Annotated in this window: 15 protein-coding genes; 12 read left to right on the top strand and 3 right to left on the bottom strand. The window is 64.9% G+C overall.

The features are described from left to right. Positions 1-206: 206 nt before the first annotated feature. The 10 genes from NCR39_RS04110 to NCR39_RS04065 all read left to right on the top strand — a co-directional run bounded on the left by NCR39_RS04110 (position 207) and on the right by NCR39_RS04065 (position 9455). Entirely contained in the window at positions 207-1667 is a 1461-nt protein-coding gene (locus NCR39_RS04110; RefSeq protein ID WP_250450868.1) for a 3-oxoacyl-[acyl-carrier-protein] synthase III C-terminal domain-containing protein, read from the top strand. Positions 1668-1681: 14 nt separating this feature from the next. After that, entirely contained in the window at positions 1682-2884 is a 1203-nt protein-coding gene (locus NCR39_RS04105) for an acetyl-CoA acetyltransferase (RefSeq protein WP_040048893.1), read from the top strand. A gap of 37 nt (positions 2885-2921) precedes the next feature. Further along, a complete protein-coding gene (locus tag NCR39_RS04100) occupies positions 2922-3833 on the top strand; it encodes an SDR family NAD(P)-dependent oxidoreductase (RefSeq protein WP_250450867.1) in 912 nt (303 codons plus the stop codon). A gap of 39 nt (positions 3834-3872) precedes the next feature. Further along, positions 3873-5081 carry an acyl-CoA dehydrogenase gene (locus tag NCR39_RS04095; protein WP_250450866.1) on the top strand — a complete coding sequence of 403 codons (1209 nt, stop codon included), beginning with the start codon at positions 3873-3875 and terminating at the stop codon, positions 5079-5081. Between the two features lie 35 nt (positions 5082-5116). Further along, positions 5117-5572, top strand: coding sequence for a MaoC family dehydratase (locus NCR39_RS04090; protein ID WP_250450865.1), 456 nt, complete (start codon positions 5117-5119; stop codon positions 5570-5572). Between the two features lie 46 nt (positions 5573-5618). After that, complete coding sequence (locus NCR39_RS04085; RefSeq protein WP_250450864.1) at positions 5619-6368, top strand: SDR family NAD(P)-dependent oxidoreductase; 750 nt, start codon at positions 5619-5621, stop codon at positions 6366-6368. Beyond that, complete coding sequence (locus NCR39_RS04080; protein WP_250450863.1) at positions 6361-7524, top strand: acyl-CoA dehydrogenase family protein; 1164 nt, start codon at positions 6361-6363, stop codon at positions 7522-7524. The genes NCR39_RS04085 and NCR39_RS04080 overlap by 8 nt, the downstream gene beginning before the upstream one ends. Before the next feature lie 11 nt (positions 7525-7535). Beyond that, positions 7536-8036: a MaoC family dehydratase gene (locus NCR39_RS04075; protein WP_040048897.1), complete on the top strand. Its 501-nt coding sequence runs from the start codon at positions 7536-7538 to the stop codon at positions 8034-8036. A gap of 16 nt (positions 8037-8052) precedes the next feature. Continuing rightward, complete coding sequence (locus NCR39_RS04070; RefSeq protein ID WP_040048898.1) at positions 8053-8823, top strand: citryl-CoA lyase; 771 nt, start codon at positions 8053-8055, stop codon at positions 8821-8823. A 98-nt stretch (positions 8824-8921) separates the two neighbouring features. Further along, complete coding sequence (locus tag NCR39_RS04065) at positions 8922-9455, top strand: DUF2889 domain-containing protein (RefSeq protein WP_250450861.1); 534 nt, start codon at positions 8922-8924, stop codon at positions 9453-9455. 15 nt (positions 9456-9470) lie between these two features. Here NCR39_RS04065 and NCR39_RS04060 read toward each other — a convergent pair whose 3' ends face one another. The 3 genes from NCR39_RS04060 to NCR39_RS04050 all read right to left on the bottom strand — a co-directional run bounded on the left by NCR39_RS04060 (position 9471) and on the right by NCR39_RS04050 (position 12481). Then, a complete protein-coding gene (locus NCR39_RS04060) occupies positions 9471-10208 on the bottom strand; it encodes a GntR family transcriptional regulator (protein WP_250450860.1) in 738 nt (245 codons plus the stop codon). Positions 10209-10412: 204 nt separating this feature from the next. Beyond that, complete coding sequence (locus NCR39_RS04055; RefSeq protein WP_250450859.1) at positions 10413-11408, bottom strand: HpcH/HpaI aldolase/citrate lyase family protein; 996 nt, start codon at positions 11406-11408, stop codon at positions 10413-10415. Continuing rightward, the gene (locus NCR39_RS04050; protein WP_250450858.1) at positions 11405-12481 is read right to left on the bottom strand and encodes a MaoC family dehydratase; all 1077 of its coding nucleotides are present in this window, start codon (positions 12479-12481) and stop codon (positions 11405-11407) included. The genes NCR39_RS04055 and NCR39_RS04050 overlap by 4 nt, the downstream gene beginning before the upstream one ends. 250 nt (positions 12482-12731) lie before the next feature. Here NCR39_RS04050 and NCR39_RS04045 point away from each other — a divergent pair, with 250 nt between their 5' ends. Beyond that, positions 12732-13898, top strand: a complete 1167-nt coding sequence (locus NCR39_RS04045; protein ID WP_250450857.1) for an acyl-CoA dehydrogenase family protein — start codon at positions 12732-12734, stop codon at positions 13896-13898. A gap of 29 nt (positions 13899-13927) precedes the next feature. Next, entirely contained in the window at positions 13928-15169 is a 1242-nt protein-coding gene (locus NCR39_RS04040) for a CaiB/BaiF CoA transferase family protein (protein WP_250450856.1), read from the top strand. Positions 15170-15319 lie beyond the last annotated feature (150 nt).

Raw genomic sequence — 15319 nt, 5'->3', positions numbered from 1 at the left:
CGCTTTTGTGCGCGCGCCTCATGCGCCTCACGCACGTCATGCGCCTTTTCCGCCCGTGATTTAAGTCCCGTCGTCATCGCCCCCCGCGTCGGGGAGTGGCCCCGCGCGGGCCGCTAGCGATGATTCGATCACACGGGTGTCGTCCCGGACCGGCCTGGTCCGCCCGGCAGCATGACCCATCACGCATACGAGACCGCGAGGTAAGCATGACCCGAACGCCCACCCCCTATGGCATCACCGGCTACGGCGGCTATGTGCCGCGCCTGCGCATGCAGCGCGCGGCGATCGCACAGGCGCATCGCTGGATGAGCGGCGCGGCCGGCGCATCGCCCAAAGGCGAACGCGCTTTCTGCAGCTGGGACGAGGACAGCGTCACGATGGCCGTCGAAGCGGCCCGCGACGCGCTCGATCAGCGTCCGCGCACCGGCATCGACGCGCTGACGCTCGCCACCACGCGCCCCGCCTTCGCCGATCTGCAAAGCGCGAGCATCGTCGCCGGCGCGCTCGAACTGCCGCCCAGCGTGCGCACGCTCGAAGTCGGGCAATCGCAGCGCGCGGGCGTCAGCGGCCTGCTGAATCACCTGCTCGCGGCGCGCGAGAACGTGCTGTTCGTCGCGAGCGATCATCCGTCGGCGAAGCCCGCCAGCGCGCAGGAACTGACCTACGGCGCGGGCGCCGCCGCGTTCACGCTCGGCAGCGAAGGCGTGATCGCGGAACTCGTCGGCAGTGCGAGCGAAACGGCGCTCTTCGTCGATCATTTCCGCGCCGCCGACGGCAAGTACGACTACTACTGGGAAGAGCGCTGGATTCGCGACGAAGGCTACGCGAAGATCATCCCCGCCGCGGTCAAGGCCGCGCTCGACAGCGCGGGCGTGCCCGCCGACGCCATCGCCCATTTCGTTTTCGCCGCGCCGCTCAAGGGCGTGGGCGCGACCGTGGCGAAACGCATCGGCATTGCAGCCGATGCCGTCGCCGATCATCTCGACGAACGATGCGGCCACGCGGGCGCCGCGCATCCGTGTCTCATGCTCGCCGCCACGCTCGAACGCGCGAAACCCGGCGATCTCATCGTCGTCGCGGGCTTCGGCCAGGGCTGCGACGTCCTCGTGCTGAAGGCGACGGACCACATCGCGTCGTTCAGGCCGCGCCGGGGCGTGAGGCAAGCCATCGCCGACGCGCAGGTGCACGGCGACTATCTGCGCATGCTTTCGTACGACAACGCCATCGACCTCGAATGGGGCATGCGCGCCGAGAAGCAGGTCAAGACCGCGTTCACCGAGCAATACCGCAGCGCGCATCAACTGGCCGGCTTCGTCGCGGGCAAGTGCGGCTGCTGCGGCACGGTGCAGTTCCCGCAGCTCGCGTATTGCGTGAACGCCGGTTGCAACGCGTCCGCCGCGCAATTCGAGCCGGCGTCCCTCTACGACGTCGACGCGCAAGTCCTGACCATGACGGCCGACTGGCTCTCCTACCACCCCGCCCCGCCGCTCTACGTGGGCTTCGTGCAATTCGACAACGGCGCGCGCGTGCTCATGGAAGTCACCGATGTCGGCGCCGCCGGTCTCGATGTCGGCACGCCGCTGCGCATGGTGTTCCGCATCAAGGACATCGACCGGGCGCGCAACTATCCGCGCTATTTCTGGAAAGCCACGCCGCTCGCGGCATAACGGAGGCGACAGCCATGGCAAACGGTATCAAGGACAAGGTCGCCATCATCGGCATGGGCTGCACGCGGTTCGGCGAGCGCTGGGACGCGGGCACGCACGACCTGCTGGCGGAAGCATTCGACGAAGCGCTCGCGGATGCGGGCATCGGCCGCAACGAGATCGGCGCGGCGTGGTACGGCTCGTGTCTCGACGCGGTGAACGTCGGCAACTCGGCCATTCCGGCTTCGCTCGCGCTGCGGCTCGACGGCATTCCGTTCAGCCGCATGGAGAACATGTGCGCGACGGGCACCGAAGCGCTGCGCGGCGCGGCCTACGCGGTCGCGTCGGGCGCGGTGGACATCGCGCTCGCCATCGGCGCGGAGAAGCTCAAGGACACCGGCTACGGCGGACTGCCGCCCACGTACAAGGGCACGATGAACGACCTGTGGCTGCCGCTCGGCTCCGCGCCCGCGGGCTTCGCGCAACTGGCGGACGGCTATCGCACGCGGCACGGCATCGCGAAGGACGAACTCAAGCGCGCGCTGGCCCGCGTGTCGTGGAAAAGCCATCAGAACGGCGTGCTGAGTCCGAAGGCGCATCTGCGCAAAGCCGTGACGATGGAGCAGATTCTCGGCGCGCCGATCATCGCGGAGCCGCTCGGCTTGTTCGACTGCTGCGGCGTCAGCGACGGCGCGGCGGCGGCTATCGTCACGACGCCTGAAATCGCGCGCGCGCTCGGCCGCCGCGACATGGTGACGATCAAGGCCATTCAGTTGAGCGTGAGTTCGGGCATCGAATCGACGACCAACGTGTGGGACGGCAGCCACGTGCGCAACACGCGCAACGCGGCGCAGCGCGCGTATGCCGAGGCCGGCATCACGAATCCGCGCGAACAGCTCGACCTGATAGAAGTTCACGACTGCTTCTCCATCACCGAACTGGTGACGATGGAAGACCTCTTCATCTCCGAAGCCGGACGCGCCGTGCACGACGTGCTCGACGGCTTCTACGACCGCGACGGCGGGGTACCCTGCCAGATCGACGGCGGCCTGAAGTGCTTCGGCCATCCCATCGCGGCGTCGGGTCTGCGCATGGCCTACGAAATCTACAACCAGTTGCAGGACCGCGCGGGCGAACGCCAGCTGAAGTCGCCCGCCATCGGACTCACGCACAACCTGGGCGGCGTCCCGTATCAGGGCATCGCCGCGATCGGCGTGCTGGGCCTGCATCACTCATAAGGGATCGTCAGGATTCCGACTCAAGGAGGAGTACACAATGGGCTTGCTCGAAGGAAAAGTTGTCATCGTGACCGGCGCGGGCGCCGGTGTCGGCAAGGGCATCGCGTGCGAGGCCGCGCGTCAGGGCGCGCGCGTCGTCGTGAATGACATCGGCGTGAACATCGACGGCTCGGGCGGCAGCGCCGGTCCCGCGCAGCAGACCGTCGACGAAATCCGCGCGGCGGGCGGCGAAGCCGTCGCCAATACCGACAGCGTGTCCGAATGGCCGTCGGCGCAGAAGATCGTCCAGCAGGCGCTCGATACCTTCGGCCGCATCGACGCCGTGGTCAACAACGCGGGCAATCTGCGCGACACGGTGTTTCACCGCATGACCGAAGAAGAATTCGACGCCGTCGTGCGCGTGCACCTGAAAGGCACGTGGAACGTGTCGCGCGCGGCCGCGCCGCATTTCAAGTCGCAGGAAAGCGGCGCCTTCGTGCACATGACGTCGACTTCGGGATTGATCGGCAACTTCGGCCAGGCCAACTACGCCGCCGCGAAGATGGGCATCGTGGGGCTGTCGAAGTCCATCGCCATCGACATGCAGCGCTTCAACGTGCGCTCGAACTGCATCGCGCCGTTCGCGTTCACGCGCATGGTCGGCAGCGTGCCGACCGAATCGGACGAAGCGAAAGAGCGCATGAAGGTCTACATGACGATGGAGTCCGGCAAGATCGCGCCGTTCACGCTCGCCCTGCTCACCGATCAGGCGAAGCACGTCAACGGGCAAATCTTCGGCGTGCGCAACAACGAAATCTATCTGTTCTCGCAGCCCCGCCCGATCCGCACCGCGCACACGGCGGAAGGTTGGACGGTGCAATCGTGCGTGGAGCGCGCCATTCCGATGTTCGAGAAGTCGTTCTTCACGCTCGAACTCTCGCGCGACGTCTTCGCCTGGGACCCGGTCTGACCGAGGCCGCGCGAAGCCCCAAGCAAAGGAACAGTACACATGGATTTCCAGCCTGATCGAAACCTCGAAGCCTTCCGGCAGACCGTGCGCGCGTTCTTGCGCGAACGCCTGCCCGCGGACCTCGTTCGCCCGCTGCGCACCGGCACGCGATCGGCGCGCGAGGACGTGACGCGCTGGCAGCGCATTCTCAACGAGCAGGGTTGGGGCACGCCTTCGTGGCCCGCCGAGCATGGCGGTCCGGGGTGGAGCGTTCAGGAGCGGCTCGTTTTCGACGAAGAGTGCATGGCGGCCGGCGCGCCGACTCAGGACGGCGGTGCGCAAAAGCTGCTCGGTCCCGTGCTCAACGCATTCGGCACGCCGGAGCAGAAAGCGGCGCATCTGCCGTTGCTCCTGAGCGGCGAGCGTCAATGGTGCCAGGGCTTCTCCGAGCCGGGATCGGGCTCCGATCTCGCATCGCTTCGCACGCGCGCGGATCGGGTCACGGACGATGAAGGCGACCACTACGTCGTCAACGGCCAGAAGATCTGGACGAGCTACGCGCATCGGGCCGACTGGATCTTCATGCTCGTGCGCACCGATCAGGACGCGAAGAAGCAAGCCGGCATCAGCTTCCTTCTCGTCGACATGAAGACGCCCGGCATCACCGTGCGCCCGATTCGCAGCATTGACGACTGTCATCACCTGAACGAGACGTTCTTCGACAACGTGCGCGTGCCGGTATCGAACCGCGTGGGCGCCGAAGGTGAAGGCTGGGCGATCACCAAGTTCCTGCTCAACAACGAGCACGCATCGACCGCCGACCTGCCGGTGCTCAGGCGCTATCTGAAGCAACTGCGGTCGCTGGCCGTGCGCGCCCGCGACGGCGAGCGGCCGCTTTTCGAGCGCACGAGCTTCGCGTTGCGGCTCGCGCGCCTCGAAGCCGAGACGAACGCCATCGTGATGATGGTGCAGCGCGTGGCCGCGCTCGAACAGGACCACAGTTCGGCCGCGCACGCGATGGGCTCGATCCTCAAGGTGCGCGCCACCGAGCTGCAGCAGCAGTTGAGCGCGTTCCTCGTGGAGTCGCTCGGCGATCACGGGGCGATTGCGTATCCGGGGCCGCAGGAAAAAAGCGCCGCCGCGCTGCCGATGCACGAGCAAGGCCGCGGTCTCGCGAACGAGATGTTCTTCCGCCGCGCCTCCACGATCTACGGCGGCACGAGCGAAGTCCAGCGCGGCATCGTCGCTCGCGCACTGTTCCAGTTCTGACAACCAAGACACGACATCGAACTCGAGGAATCCGCATGAAGAGTTATCAAAAGATTGCCGATTTGCGGCCGCTCGTCGGCGAAGTGATCGGCACGAGCAACTGGATCGCGATCGAGCAGTCCCGCGTCAACCTGTTCGCCGATGCAACCGGCGACTATCAGTGGATTCACGTCGAACCCGAGCGCGCGAAGAGCGGCCCGTTCGGCGGTCCGATCGCGCACGGCTTTCTCACGCTGAGCCTGCTGCCGGTGTTCTCGTCGACGGCGTTTCATATCGTCGAAAGCAGCATGGGCGTGAACTACGGCCTCGACAAAGTGCGCTTCCCCGCTCCGGTGCCGGTGGGCAGCCTCGTGCGCGCGCATTTCAGGCTGCTCTCGTGGGAGCCGCTCGATAACGACGGCGCGCAGATCAAGATCGAAATGACGGTCGAGCGCGAAGGCGCGACCAAGCCGGTCTGCGTCGCCGAATCGATCATGCGGCGCTATCCCTGACATCCGGGCAGCCGCAATCAAATCAACAAGTATTGGAGGAACAACAATGGATCTGGGACTGAAAGATCGCGTGGCGATCGTGACGGGCTCCGCACGCGGCATCGGCGCGGAAACGGCGCGCATGCTGGCGAGTGAAGGCATGGCCGTGGTGATCACCGACCTCGACCTCGACGCCGCGACGGAAACCGCGCGTCATATCGAGTCGAACGGCGGCAAGGCGATTGCCGTTCAATGCGACGTGCGCAGCGAGGAGCAGGTGCGCAAGATGGTCGGCGCGGGCGTCGAGGCGTTCGGGCGCATGGACGTGCTGGTCAACAACGCGGGGCTCGTGAAGGATCGCACGCTGTTGAAGATGGAAGAAGCCGACTTCGATCTCGTGCTCAACGTCACGCTCAAAGGCGCGTTCCATTGCTGCCGCGCCGTGCTGCCGCACATGCACGAACGCGGCTGGGGGCGCATCGTCAATATCACGTCGCGCGCGTTGTTCGGCAATCCGGGACAAGCGAATTATTCGAGCGCGAAAGCGGGCCTCGTCGGGTTCACGCGCGCGCTGTCGTTCGAACAGGCACGCAAGGGCGTGACGGTGAACGCCATCGCGCCGGGCTTCATCGAAACGGAATACATTCAAAGCCTGCCGAACTACGACACCATTCGCGAGAACGCGCTCGCGAAGAACGCGGTGACGTTCGCCGGACAAACCAGCGACATCGCGGGCGCGGTCGCCTTCATGGCCTCCGAGCACGCGCGCTATATCACCGGCACGACGCTCTTCGTGACGGGAGGCCGCTATGGCTGATCTCGCCTGCGACGTCGACGGCCTCGACAGCGACCAGCAACTGCTGCGCGACAACATCCGCCGCTATCTGAAGCAGCACGTCACGCCGCGCATTCAGCAAGCGGAGCGCGACAAGCGTTTCCCGCATGAAGTGCTGACCGGTCTCGGCGATTTCGGCTATCTCGGCGGCTGTCTGAGCGAAGCGGACGGCGGCCTCGGCATCGACTACCTGACGTGGGCCGTGATGATGGAAGAAGCCGGCTATTGCTGGCTCTCGCTGCGCATCCTGCTCAACGGGCTCAATATCGTCTCGGGCATCATCAACGCCTACGGCAGCGAAGATCAAAAAGAGCGTTTCATGCGCCCGCTGCTGCGTAACGAGCGCAAGACGTTCGTGTCGATCTCCGAGCCGGATGTCGGATCGAACGTCGCCGAAATCAAGACGCGCGCCGACAAGCGCGGCGATCGCTACGTGTTGAACGGCAGCAAGCTGTGGATCACGAACGGCCTCTTCGCGGACTTCGGCATCGTCGTGGCGCGCACGTATAGCGAAGCGTGCGACGGCGCGCTCTCGCTCTTTCTCGTCGAACGCAGCGAGACGGCGTACGACGTGAGCCCGGTCGAAACGATGTTCGCGCGCAGCACCGGCACCGCCGCCTTCACGTTCGAAAACGCGGAGATTCCCGCCGCGAACCTGATCGGCGAGGAAGGCGCGGGCTTGCGGCAGATTCTGATCGGACTGAACTTCGGACGCCTCAACGTGGCGATGGGCGCGGTCGGCGCGGCGCAGAGCGCGCTGGACCTGTCCGTCGAGTATGCAAAGCAGCGCAAGCAGTTCGGGCGCGCAATCGGTTCGTTCCAATTGGTGCAGAAGCATATCGTCGATATGACCGCGAAAACGCTGGCCGCGCGCGCGCTGGGATATCGCGCTGCACGCGCCATGCAGAACGGCACCGCGCGCACGGAATGCTCGATCGCCAAGCTCTACGCGACCGAAGCCGCCTTCGAAGTGGCGAACCACGCGCTTCAGGTACACGGCGGCATGGGCTACGCGACCGAGCTTCCGATCGAACGCATCTTCCGCGATACGCGCGGCGGCATGATCCCGGAAGGCACGACGGAAATCCAGACACTCATCATCGGGCGCGAGATTCTCGGCATCTCGGCGCTGACCTAAGGAGACACAGCATGACCGAAACCAACGTCCTCGACGAGATCGCGAAAGCGTCGATCTACTGGGAAGACCTGACGCCCGGCACCACCTACACCACGTCCTCGCGCACGATCACGGAAGGCGACGTGGCCGCGTTCGCCGCGCTCACGGGCGACTTCAACAAGGTGCACGTCGATGCCGAATACGCGAAAGGCACCATCTTCGGTCAGCGCATCGCGCACGGCATGCTCGTCGCATCGTTCATGGCCGGGCTGACTTCGCGCTCCATTCCGAACCAGTTGATGGAAGGCGCGCTCTTCAGCGTGCTCGAAAACCGGCTCAAGTTTCCGAAGCCGTCGTTTATCGGCGACACGCTGCGCGTGGAAATCGAAGTGGTCGAGCAGCGCGAAACGAGCCGTCCGGATCGCGGCATCATCGCGTTCATGCGTCGCGGGATCAATCAGCGCAACGAAGTCGTCGCCGAGATGGCCGCCACGTGCCTCTTCAAGCGGCGCACGCCGGCGAACACACAGTGAATCGGGAGACAAGCTCATGGTAAAGACCGAAATCGGCTACACGACCACCGATACCATCATGGTGCGCGGCCTCAATCTCTCGACGGAAATCATCGGCAAGTTCGATTTCATCGACATGATCTTTTTCACGACGCTCGGCCGCAAGCCCGAGCCGCGCGAGAAGACCATGGTCAACGCGCTGCTCGTCACCACGGCGGACCACGGCATCACGCCGAGTTCGCTCGCGGGCCGGCTGACTTATATCGGCGCGCCCGAAGCGCTGCAGGGCGCGGTCGCGGCGGGGCTGCTCGGCGCGGGCAGCGTGTTTCTCGGCACGATGCAAAACGCCGCCGAAATGCTGATCGAAGGCGCGAAAGGCCTGCCGGGTGACGCCGGCGACGAGCAAATCCGCGAAGCCGCGCGCAACGTGATCCGTCAGCACAAGGAACAGCGCCGCGCGATCTACGGCGTGGGGCACCCGATTCACATCGACGGCGACCCGCGCGTGCCCACGCTGCGCGAACTCGCGCGCGAGAACGGTTATTACGACGTGCACTGGCGTCTGATGGATGCGATCGCGTACGTGCTCACGCAAGAGCAGAAGAAGCCGCTTCCGCTGAACGCGGTCGGCGCGATTGCCGCCATCGTCGCCGCGATGGGCCTCGATCCGCTGATCGCGCGCGGCCTGTCGCTCGTCGGACGATCGGCGGGTCTTCTCGCCCACATCATGGAAGAGAAGAGCGCGCCGATGGCCCGCGAAGCCTGGCAACTCGTGCTGCGAGACGATCCGCGCAACGTCCTGCCGTGACATCGCCTTCTGCCCCGCGTCACCGCGCGGGGCATCGCACTCTCACTCGTGGAAAAGGAAGCGCTTACGTGACTACCTCCCCCGTCACACGACGGCTCATGCACACACGCACGATGAGCTGCAACGGCTATCTTCGCAGCGACGGCCTCTTCGACGTCGAGGGCGAACTGCGCGACATCACGCCGATCGAGACCGATCTTCTGTTCAAACTCGTGCCGGCGGGCAAGCCGATCCATCACATGCGCATCGTGATGACGCTCGATGCCGCGATGGTCATTCAGGACGTGTCGGCGCATATCGAGGCCGGACCGACCGTTTATTGCGTGGACATCGAATCGGCTTATGCGGGTCTGAAGGGCATGCAGATCGGCGCGGGATTCCGCAAGCAGATCAAGGCGGTCGTCGGCGGCGTGAACGGTTGCACGCATCTGACCGAACTGTTGGGATTGATCGCGAATACGGCGATGCAGACGCGCTTCGCCGTGGGCCGCGTCGAGCGCAACGGACGCCGCCCCGCCGATGAATCCGGCACCATGAATCCGCCCGCCATCATCAATAGCTGCTACACGAACCGCGCGGACGGCGAAGCCATGAAGGTGCTCTGGCCGATGCACAGGCGGCCGTCGAACTGAATGCGGCAAGCGAAATCAGCCGGGCGCGCGGTTTCGCTTCAACTGAAAAGACATGGCGACGCGGTCGGCGGGATAACGCGTATCGGTGATTTCGAGAATGCGGCCGTCGTGGCGCCGATAGTGGCGAATGATCCGCAGCCCGGCTGTATCGGCTTCGACGCGCAGACGTTTTGCCAGCGGCGCGTCGATCAATTCGCCCTTGACGATCTGCGTGATCTGCTCGAACGGCTGCCCGCTTTCACGTTCGATGATCGCGCTGACCAGTTCCTCGGGATGGCGGCGAATTTCGTCGACGAGGGGCTCGAACGCGGCATCGATATAAATGTCCGCCCACGCGATGGGCGCCGCCCGCTTCCCGCCTTCCACGCGCAGACCCGAAAGGCGTATCCACTGACTGCCGGGCGGCGCTCCGAGACTGCGGGCCAGCGCGCGATCCAGCTTGACCGATGACACCGTCTCGATGGCGCGCACTTCGGTCGCCGCGACGCGCGTGAGGTCTTCCAGCGTCTCGAACGATTGCGTGAACACCGTTCGCGGATTCGCGCTCTCGATGATCGTGCCGACCGACTTCCTGCGCGAGATATAGCCGAGATCTTGAAGCATCTTGAGCGATGCCCGCACGGTGTGCCGGCTCACGCCGTGCAGTTCGGCCAGTTCCGGCTCCGTGGGCAAGAGGCTTCCCACCGCATACTGCCCGCCGGAGATGGCCTTCACGAGCGATTGCGCGAGTTCGGCGTAGCGGGTGGTCGGCATGGGAGAACTGGCTGGATGGTGGGTGGGCTTCGCGCGCATCTTGGGCGGAATCGTCATTGCGTAAGCGCGGGGCGCTGGATCGCGGAAGCATCGATTGTATGCGGCGTTTTACGACAGGCGGCAGGTTGTGGTCGCAAGGCTCAGGGGCGCGGTGCCGTCGCATTCATTCGATCAGAACGACATCGCGCCGCGTGATCGTCGATGCTAGCCCGCGAAGAATCGACGCTCGGCTTCCGACGGAATCGGCATGCCAGTCACCTTCGCCTTCTCCAGCACGCTCCAGAAATAGCGATACGTCGCGCGGTCGTGCAATTCGCCCTTGTACTGGATCGGCCCCCACGCGGCTTCCTGCGCCGCGACCAGAATCGCCGCGGCGTCTTCCACTTCCTCGAAGTCCGGCCGCATTGCATTGACGATCGGCTGAATCTGCGCGGGATAAATGCTCCACATGCGCAAGAAGCCGAACTGGTTGCGGGCGCGGCTCGCATCGGCGGCGATCACGTCCGCATCCTTCAAATTCAGACACACGTTATGCGCCGGCACGATGCCGTTCGCGAGCGCCGCGGCCACCACGTCCGCCTTCGCGCGCGCCAGAAGCGCGTGCTCGAACTGGCCGGGGCTGCGCATCGCGGAGGCGGGAATCGCGCCGTGGTGACCGCTCACGAAATCCATCAGGCCGAAGTCCAGCACTTCGATATGCGGCAACGCGGCGATCTCGAAGACGTCGCGCAGCGCGCCGTGCGTCTCGATCAGCACGTGAACCGGCACCGCGCGATCGACGCCGCTTCGTCGCGCAACCTCTTGAACATGATCGATGACGTCCGCGACCTGCGAAGCCTGCGTCGCTTTCGGAATCGTGATGTAGGCGACACGATCGCCCGCCTCGCCTACGATGATGTCCACGTCCTGCCGCCATGCGGGGTGCGACGGATCGTGGATGCGCGCGCCCGCGCGGCCGAAGCGGTTGCGCTCCGAGCGAAGCATGCGCGCGACCATCTGCGCATGCTCGCGTTCCTGCCCTGCCGCCGCGCCGTCCTCGCAGTCGCAGGTGATATCGAAGACCGGGCCGTATTCGCTCTGAAGGTCGAGCGCCTTGCCGATCAGCTTCTCGCTGCCGGCGAAGTGCTCGCACGCGGGCAGGACAGGAAACGGCTTTTCGCCGGAAAACAGCGCGCTTTCGGGATGCGTGTTGAGGCTCATCGGTTGCTCCATGTGGCAGGTTTCTTCGGTATGGCGATCGTGTAATCGAGGTCCAGCACCACGTCGGGCGCGTGAACCGGACGGCCGGCTTGTGCATCGGGGAAGACGATCGATGCGGCATCCACATTCTTCGCGCCGATCATGCGCAGGCGCAGGCCGCCGACCGGTCCGCCGCCGAGATCGAACTTGTCGATGACCGTCGTCGCGCACACGAGCGTGTCGCCCGCGAACGTGGGATTGACGTGGCTGCCCGCGTTGATCGCGAGCATCGTCAGTGCGTTTTCGAGTCCGTCGTAGGCGAGCGCCTTGCAGAGCGACATCACGTGGCCGCCGTAGACGAGACGCCGACCGCCGCCCGCCGATGCCGCGCGCGCGTCGAAATGCGCCTTCGCGGTGTTCTGATAGAGCCGCGTGGCGATGCTGTGATCGCTATCGTTCACGGCCATCGCGCCGGGATGGTCGATGCGCTCGCCCACTTCGTAGTCGTCCCAGAAATCCGTGACGCCGGTCAGCGCGGTGATGTTGCTCACCTCGGCGTTGAAGTCGTGGCGCGGCAGGCGATCGGGCGACACCACCGCGTCCAGTGGCGGCACGACGGCTTCACGGCACGGCGCTTGCGGATCGCGCTTGTGGACCATGACCCAACGGATCCACGTGAGCACGTCCGCGCCGTGCTGATTCCTGGCCGTGGATCGCACGTAGACGATGCCGCTCTTGCGGCTCGTGTTCTCCTTCAGGCCGATCACATCGCTTTCGACCGCGAGCGTGTCGCCCGGAAAGACCGGCGCGAGAAAACGCACGTCGGCATAACCCAGATTGGCCACCGCATTGAGCGATACATCCGGCACGGTCTTGCCGAACGCCGTGTTGAACACCAGCAGATCTTCCAGCGGACGCGCGTGCAGACCGAGCTGACGCGCGTTGGTCTCGGCCGTGGCGAGCACGGCGCGGCTTCCCGTCAGGCCGATGTAAAGACTCCGGTCGCCCTCGGTCAGCGTGCGCGGCGTGGCATGGCGCATCTTCATGCCGACGCGAAAGTCCTCGAAAAAGTTGCCGCTCCTGTCTTTCGTCATTCGTCCTCCGGTTCGAACAGCCGCTTTTCGCTCGGCCATATGTCCGTACATAGTGGACAAAACGGTTTGCTTCGTCAATCGTTTTACGGGCCGGCGTGACTTCGCGAAAGGTGGCTTCGTTTAAGCGCTTTTATGCACTTAACACCCCCCGATTTTGTCGAAACGCTCGCGATTCACGCTGCTACTATGTCCGTACATATGCGTGCGCACATGCGCTCCGCCACACGACCCGATCTTCAAGGAGACCCCGATGCAAAGACTCACCGATGAACGACGCATGATTCAGGAATCCGCGCGCCAGTTCACGATGGAACGCGTCCTGCCGCTCGCCAACAAGCTCGATCCCGAGAAGGGCACGATTCCGCGCGAGTTGATCGATGAAATGGCCGAGCTGGGTTACTTCGGCATCCTCATTCCGGAGGAATACGGCGGGCTGGGTCTCGGCGCTTACGAATACTGCCTCGTCGCCGAACAGCTTGCGCGCGGCTGGATGAGCGTGGCGAGCCTGATCGCGCGGGGCAACGGTTTGATCGGCGCGCTCAAGAGCCTTTCGCCGGAGAAGAAGGCGGAGTATCTGCCCCGCATGGCGCGCGGCGAATATCTCGGCGCGTTCTCGCTTTCCGAGCCGAACGCGGGCTCGGACGTCGCGAATATTTCCTGTCGCGCGGTGCGCGATGGCGACGAATGGGTCATCACGGGCAGCAAGTACTGGTGCACGTTCGCCGACGAAGCCGATTTCATCCTCGTGATCGCGCGCACGAACCCGGAAGTCGATCCGAAAGCGCGTCATCGCGGGCTCTCCGCGTTCATGGTCGAAAAGCCGCGCGGCGAATTGCCCGCGAACGTCAAGGGCAGCCCGATTCCGAAGATCGGCTATCACGGCTGGACGACGTGGGAACTCGCGTTCGACGGCTGCCGCGTGCCCGCGTCCAGCATGGTCGGCGAGGAAGGCAAGGCGTTCTATATCGCGACGGCGGGCCTCGAAACCGCGCGCGCGCACACGGCGGCACGCTCGATCGGCCTCGCTCAGGGCAGTCTCGACGACTCGCTCGCGTATGCCCGCGATCGTGCGCAGTTCGGCTCGCCCATCGGCCATTTCCAGGCCATTCGCTTCAAGCTCGCGGACATGGCCACGCAGATCGAGGCATCGCGCGCGCTGTTGTATTCCGTGTGCGAACAGATCGATGACGGCAGGCGCTGCGACACCGAAGCCGCCATGGTGAAGCTCTTCGCGAGCGAAATGTCCGAGCGCGTGACGAGCGAGGGCTTGCAGATTCACGGCGGCGCGGGCTACACGACGCACTTCGCCGCCGAACGCTACTGGCGCGACGCGCGCCTCACGAAGATCTTCGAAGGCACATCGGAGATCCAGATGCGCATCATCTCCGACGCCCTGCTCGGCAAGCTCGCCGCGTAATCATCCTTCGCAAGACACTGGAGAAGCACATGGAGCGCATTTCGAGCGACGCGGCGCGTTCCGGCGGCGCCCTCAAGGGCATACGCGTGATCGATCTCACGCAAATGCTGGCCGGTCCTTTCTGCACGCAGATTCTTGCCGATCACGGCGCCGACGTCGTCAAGATCGAAGGATTGACGGGCGACGGCACGCGCGCCAACGGCCCCTATTGCGACGACGACACGCTGCGCGAATACGGCGGCTATTTTCAGAGCGTGAACCGCAACAAGCGATCGGTCGCCGTGGATCTGAAGACGCCGCAAGGTCTCGCGGTGGTGCGCAAGCTGATCGAAGGCGCGGACATCGTCGTCGAGAATTTCCGCTCGGGCGTCATGGAGCGGCTCGGGCTCGCGTGGGAAGCGCTGCGCGAGGTCAATCCCCGGCTCGTCTACGGCGCGGTTCGCGGATTCGGCGATCCGCGCAGCGGCGAAAGCCCTTACGCGGACTGGCCCGCCTACGATGTCGTCTCCCAGGCGATGGGCGGCATGATGGGCATCACCGGTCCGGATAGCGAAACGCCGATGAAAATCGGCCCCGGCGTGGGTGACACAGTGCCCGCGCTGATGCTTTGCATCGGCTTGCTGGCCGCCGTGCTGCGGGCGCGCGAGACCGGCGAAGGACAGTTCGTCGACGTCGCCATGACGGATTGCGTGCTCGCCATGTGCGAGCGCATCGTCTATCAGACGTCGTACACGGGTGTCGTGCCGGCGCCGGAAGGGAATCGGCATCCGCTGCTCTGCCCGTTCGGGCTCTTTCGGGCACGCGATGGCTGGGCGTCGATTGCCGTCGCGCACGACGGCTTCTGGGAAAAGTTCGCGAATGCAATCGGCCGCCCCGAACTGATCGACGACCCGCGCTTCGCCACGAACGCTGCGCGCGTGAAGCACACGCCGTTGGTGGTGGAGATCGTCGAAGCGTTCACGTCGGTGCGGACGAAGGCCGAGCTTGCCGAATGCTTCGGCGGACGCGTGCCGTTCGGCCCGGTCTACACATCGGCGGAGATTTTCGACGACTCGCACTATCGCGTGCGCGACATGCTCGTGGATGTCGAGCAGCCCGGATCGGCGAAGCGCGTCAAGATCGCCGGCGTTCCGATCAAGATGGGCAGCACGCCGGGCGGCGTTTATCGTCGCGCGCCGATGCTCGGCGAGCATACCGACGAAGTGCTTCTCGCGGCCGGCTACGATTTACCTTCGATCGCGCATCTGCGGGAAGCGGGCGCTGTTCGCTGAGCCGCGCCTCCGTTCCATGGAAAGAAAAACGCGCATGGATTGAATGCATCCATGCGCGTTGGTGCTTTTGCGGGTGATCGAAGAGGAATCGGCTGTCGGTCGTGGTCGGCAATGCAAACGCAAAAGCGGTCACGATTATGTTGGTCTCCG

The organism is Caballeronia sp. ATUFL_M2_KS44 (assembly GCF_023630965.1).
Classification (GTDB): Bacteria; Pseudomonadota; Gammaproteobacteria; order Burkholderiales; family Burkholderiaceae; genus Caballeronia; species Caballeronia concitans.
The sequence above is the reverse complement of the archived record's forward strand: the minus strand, read 5'-3'. Positions and strand labels throughout refer to the sequence as shown.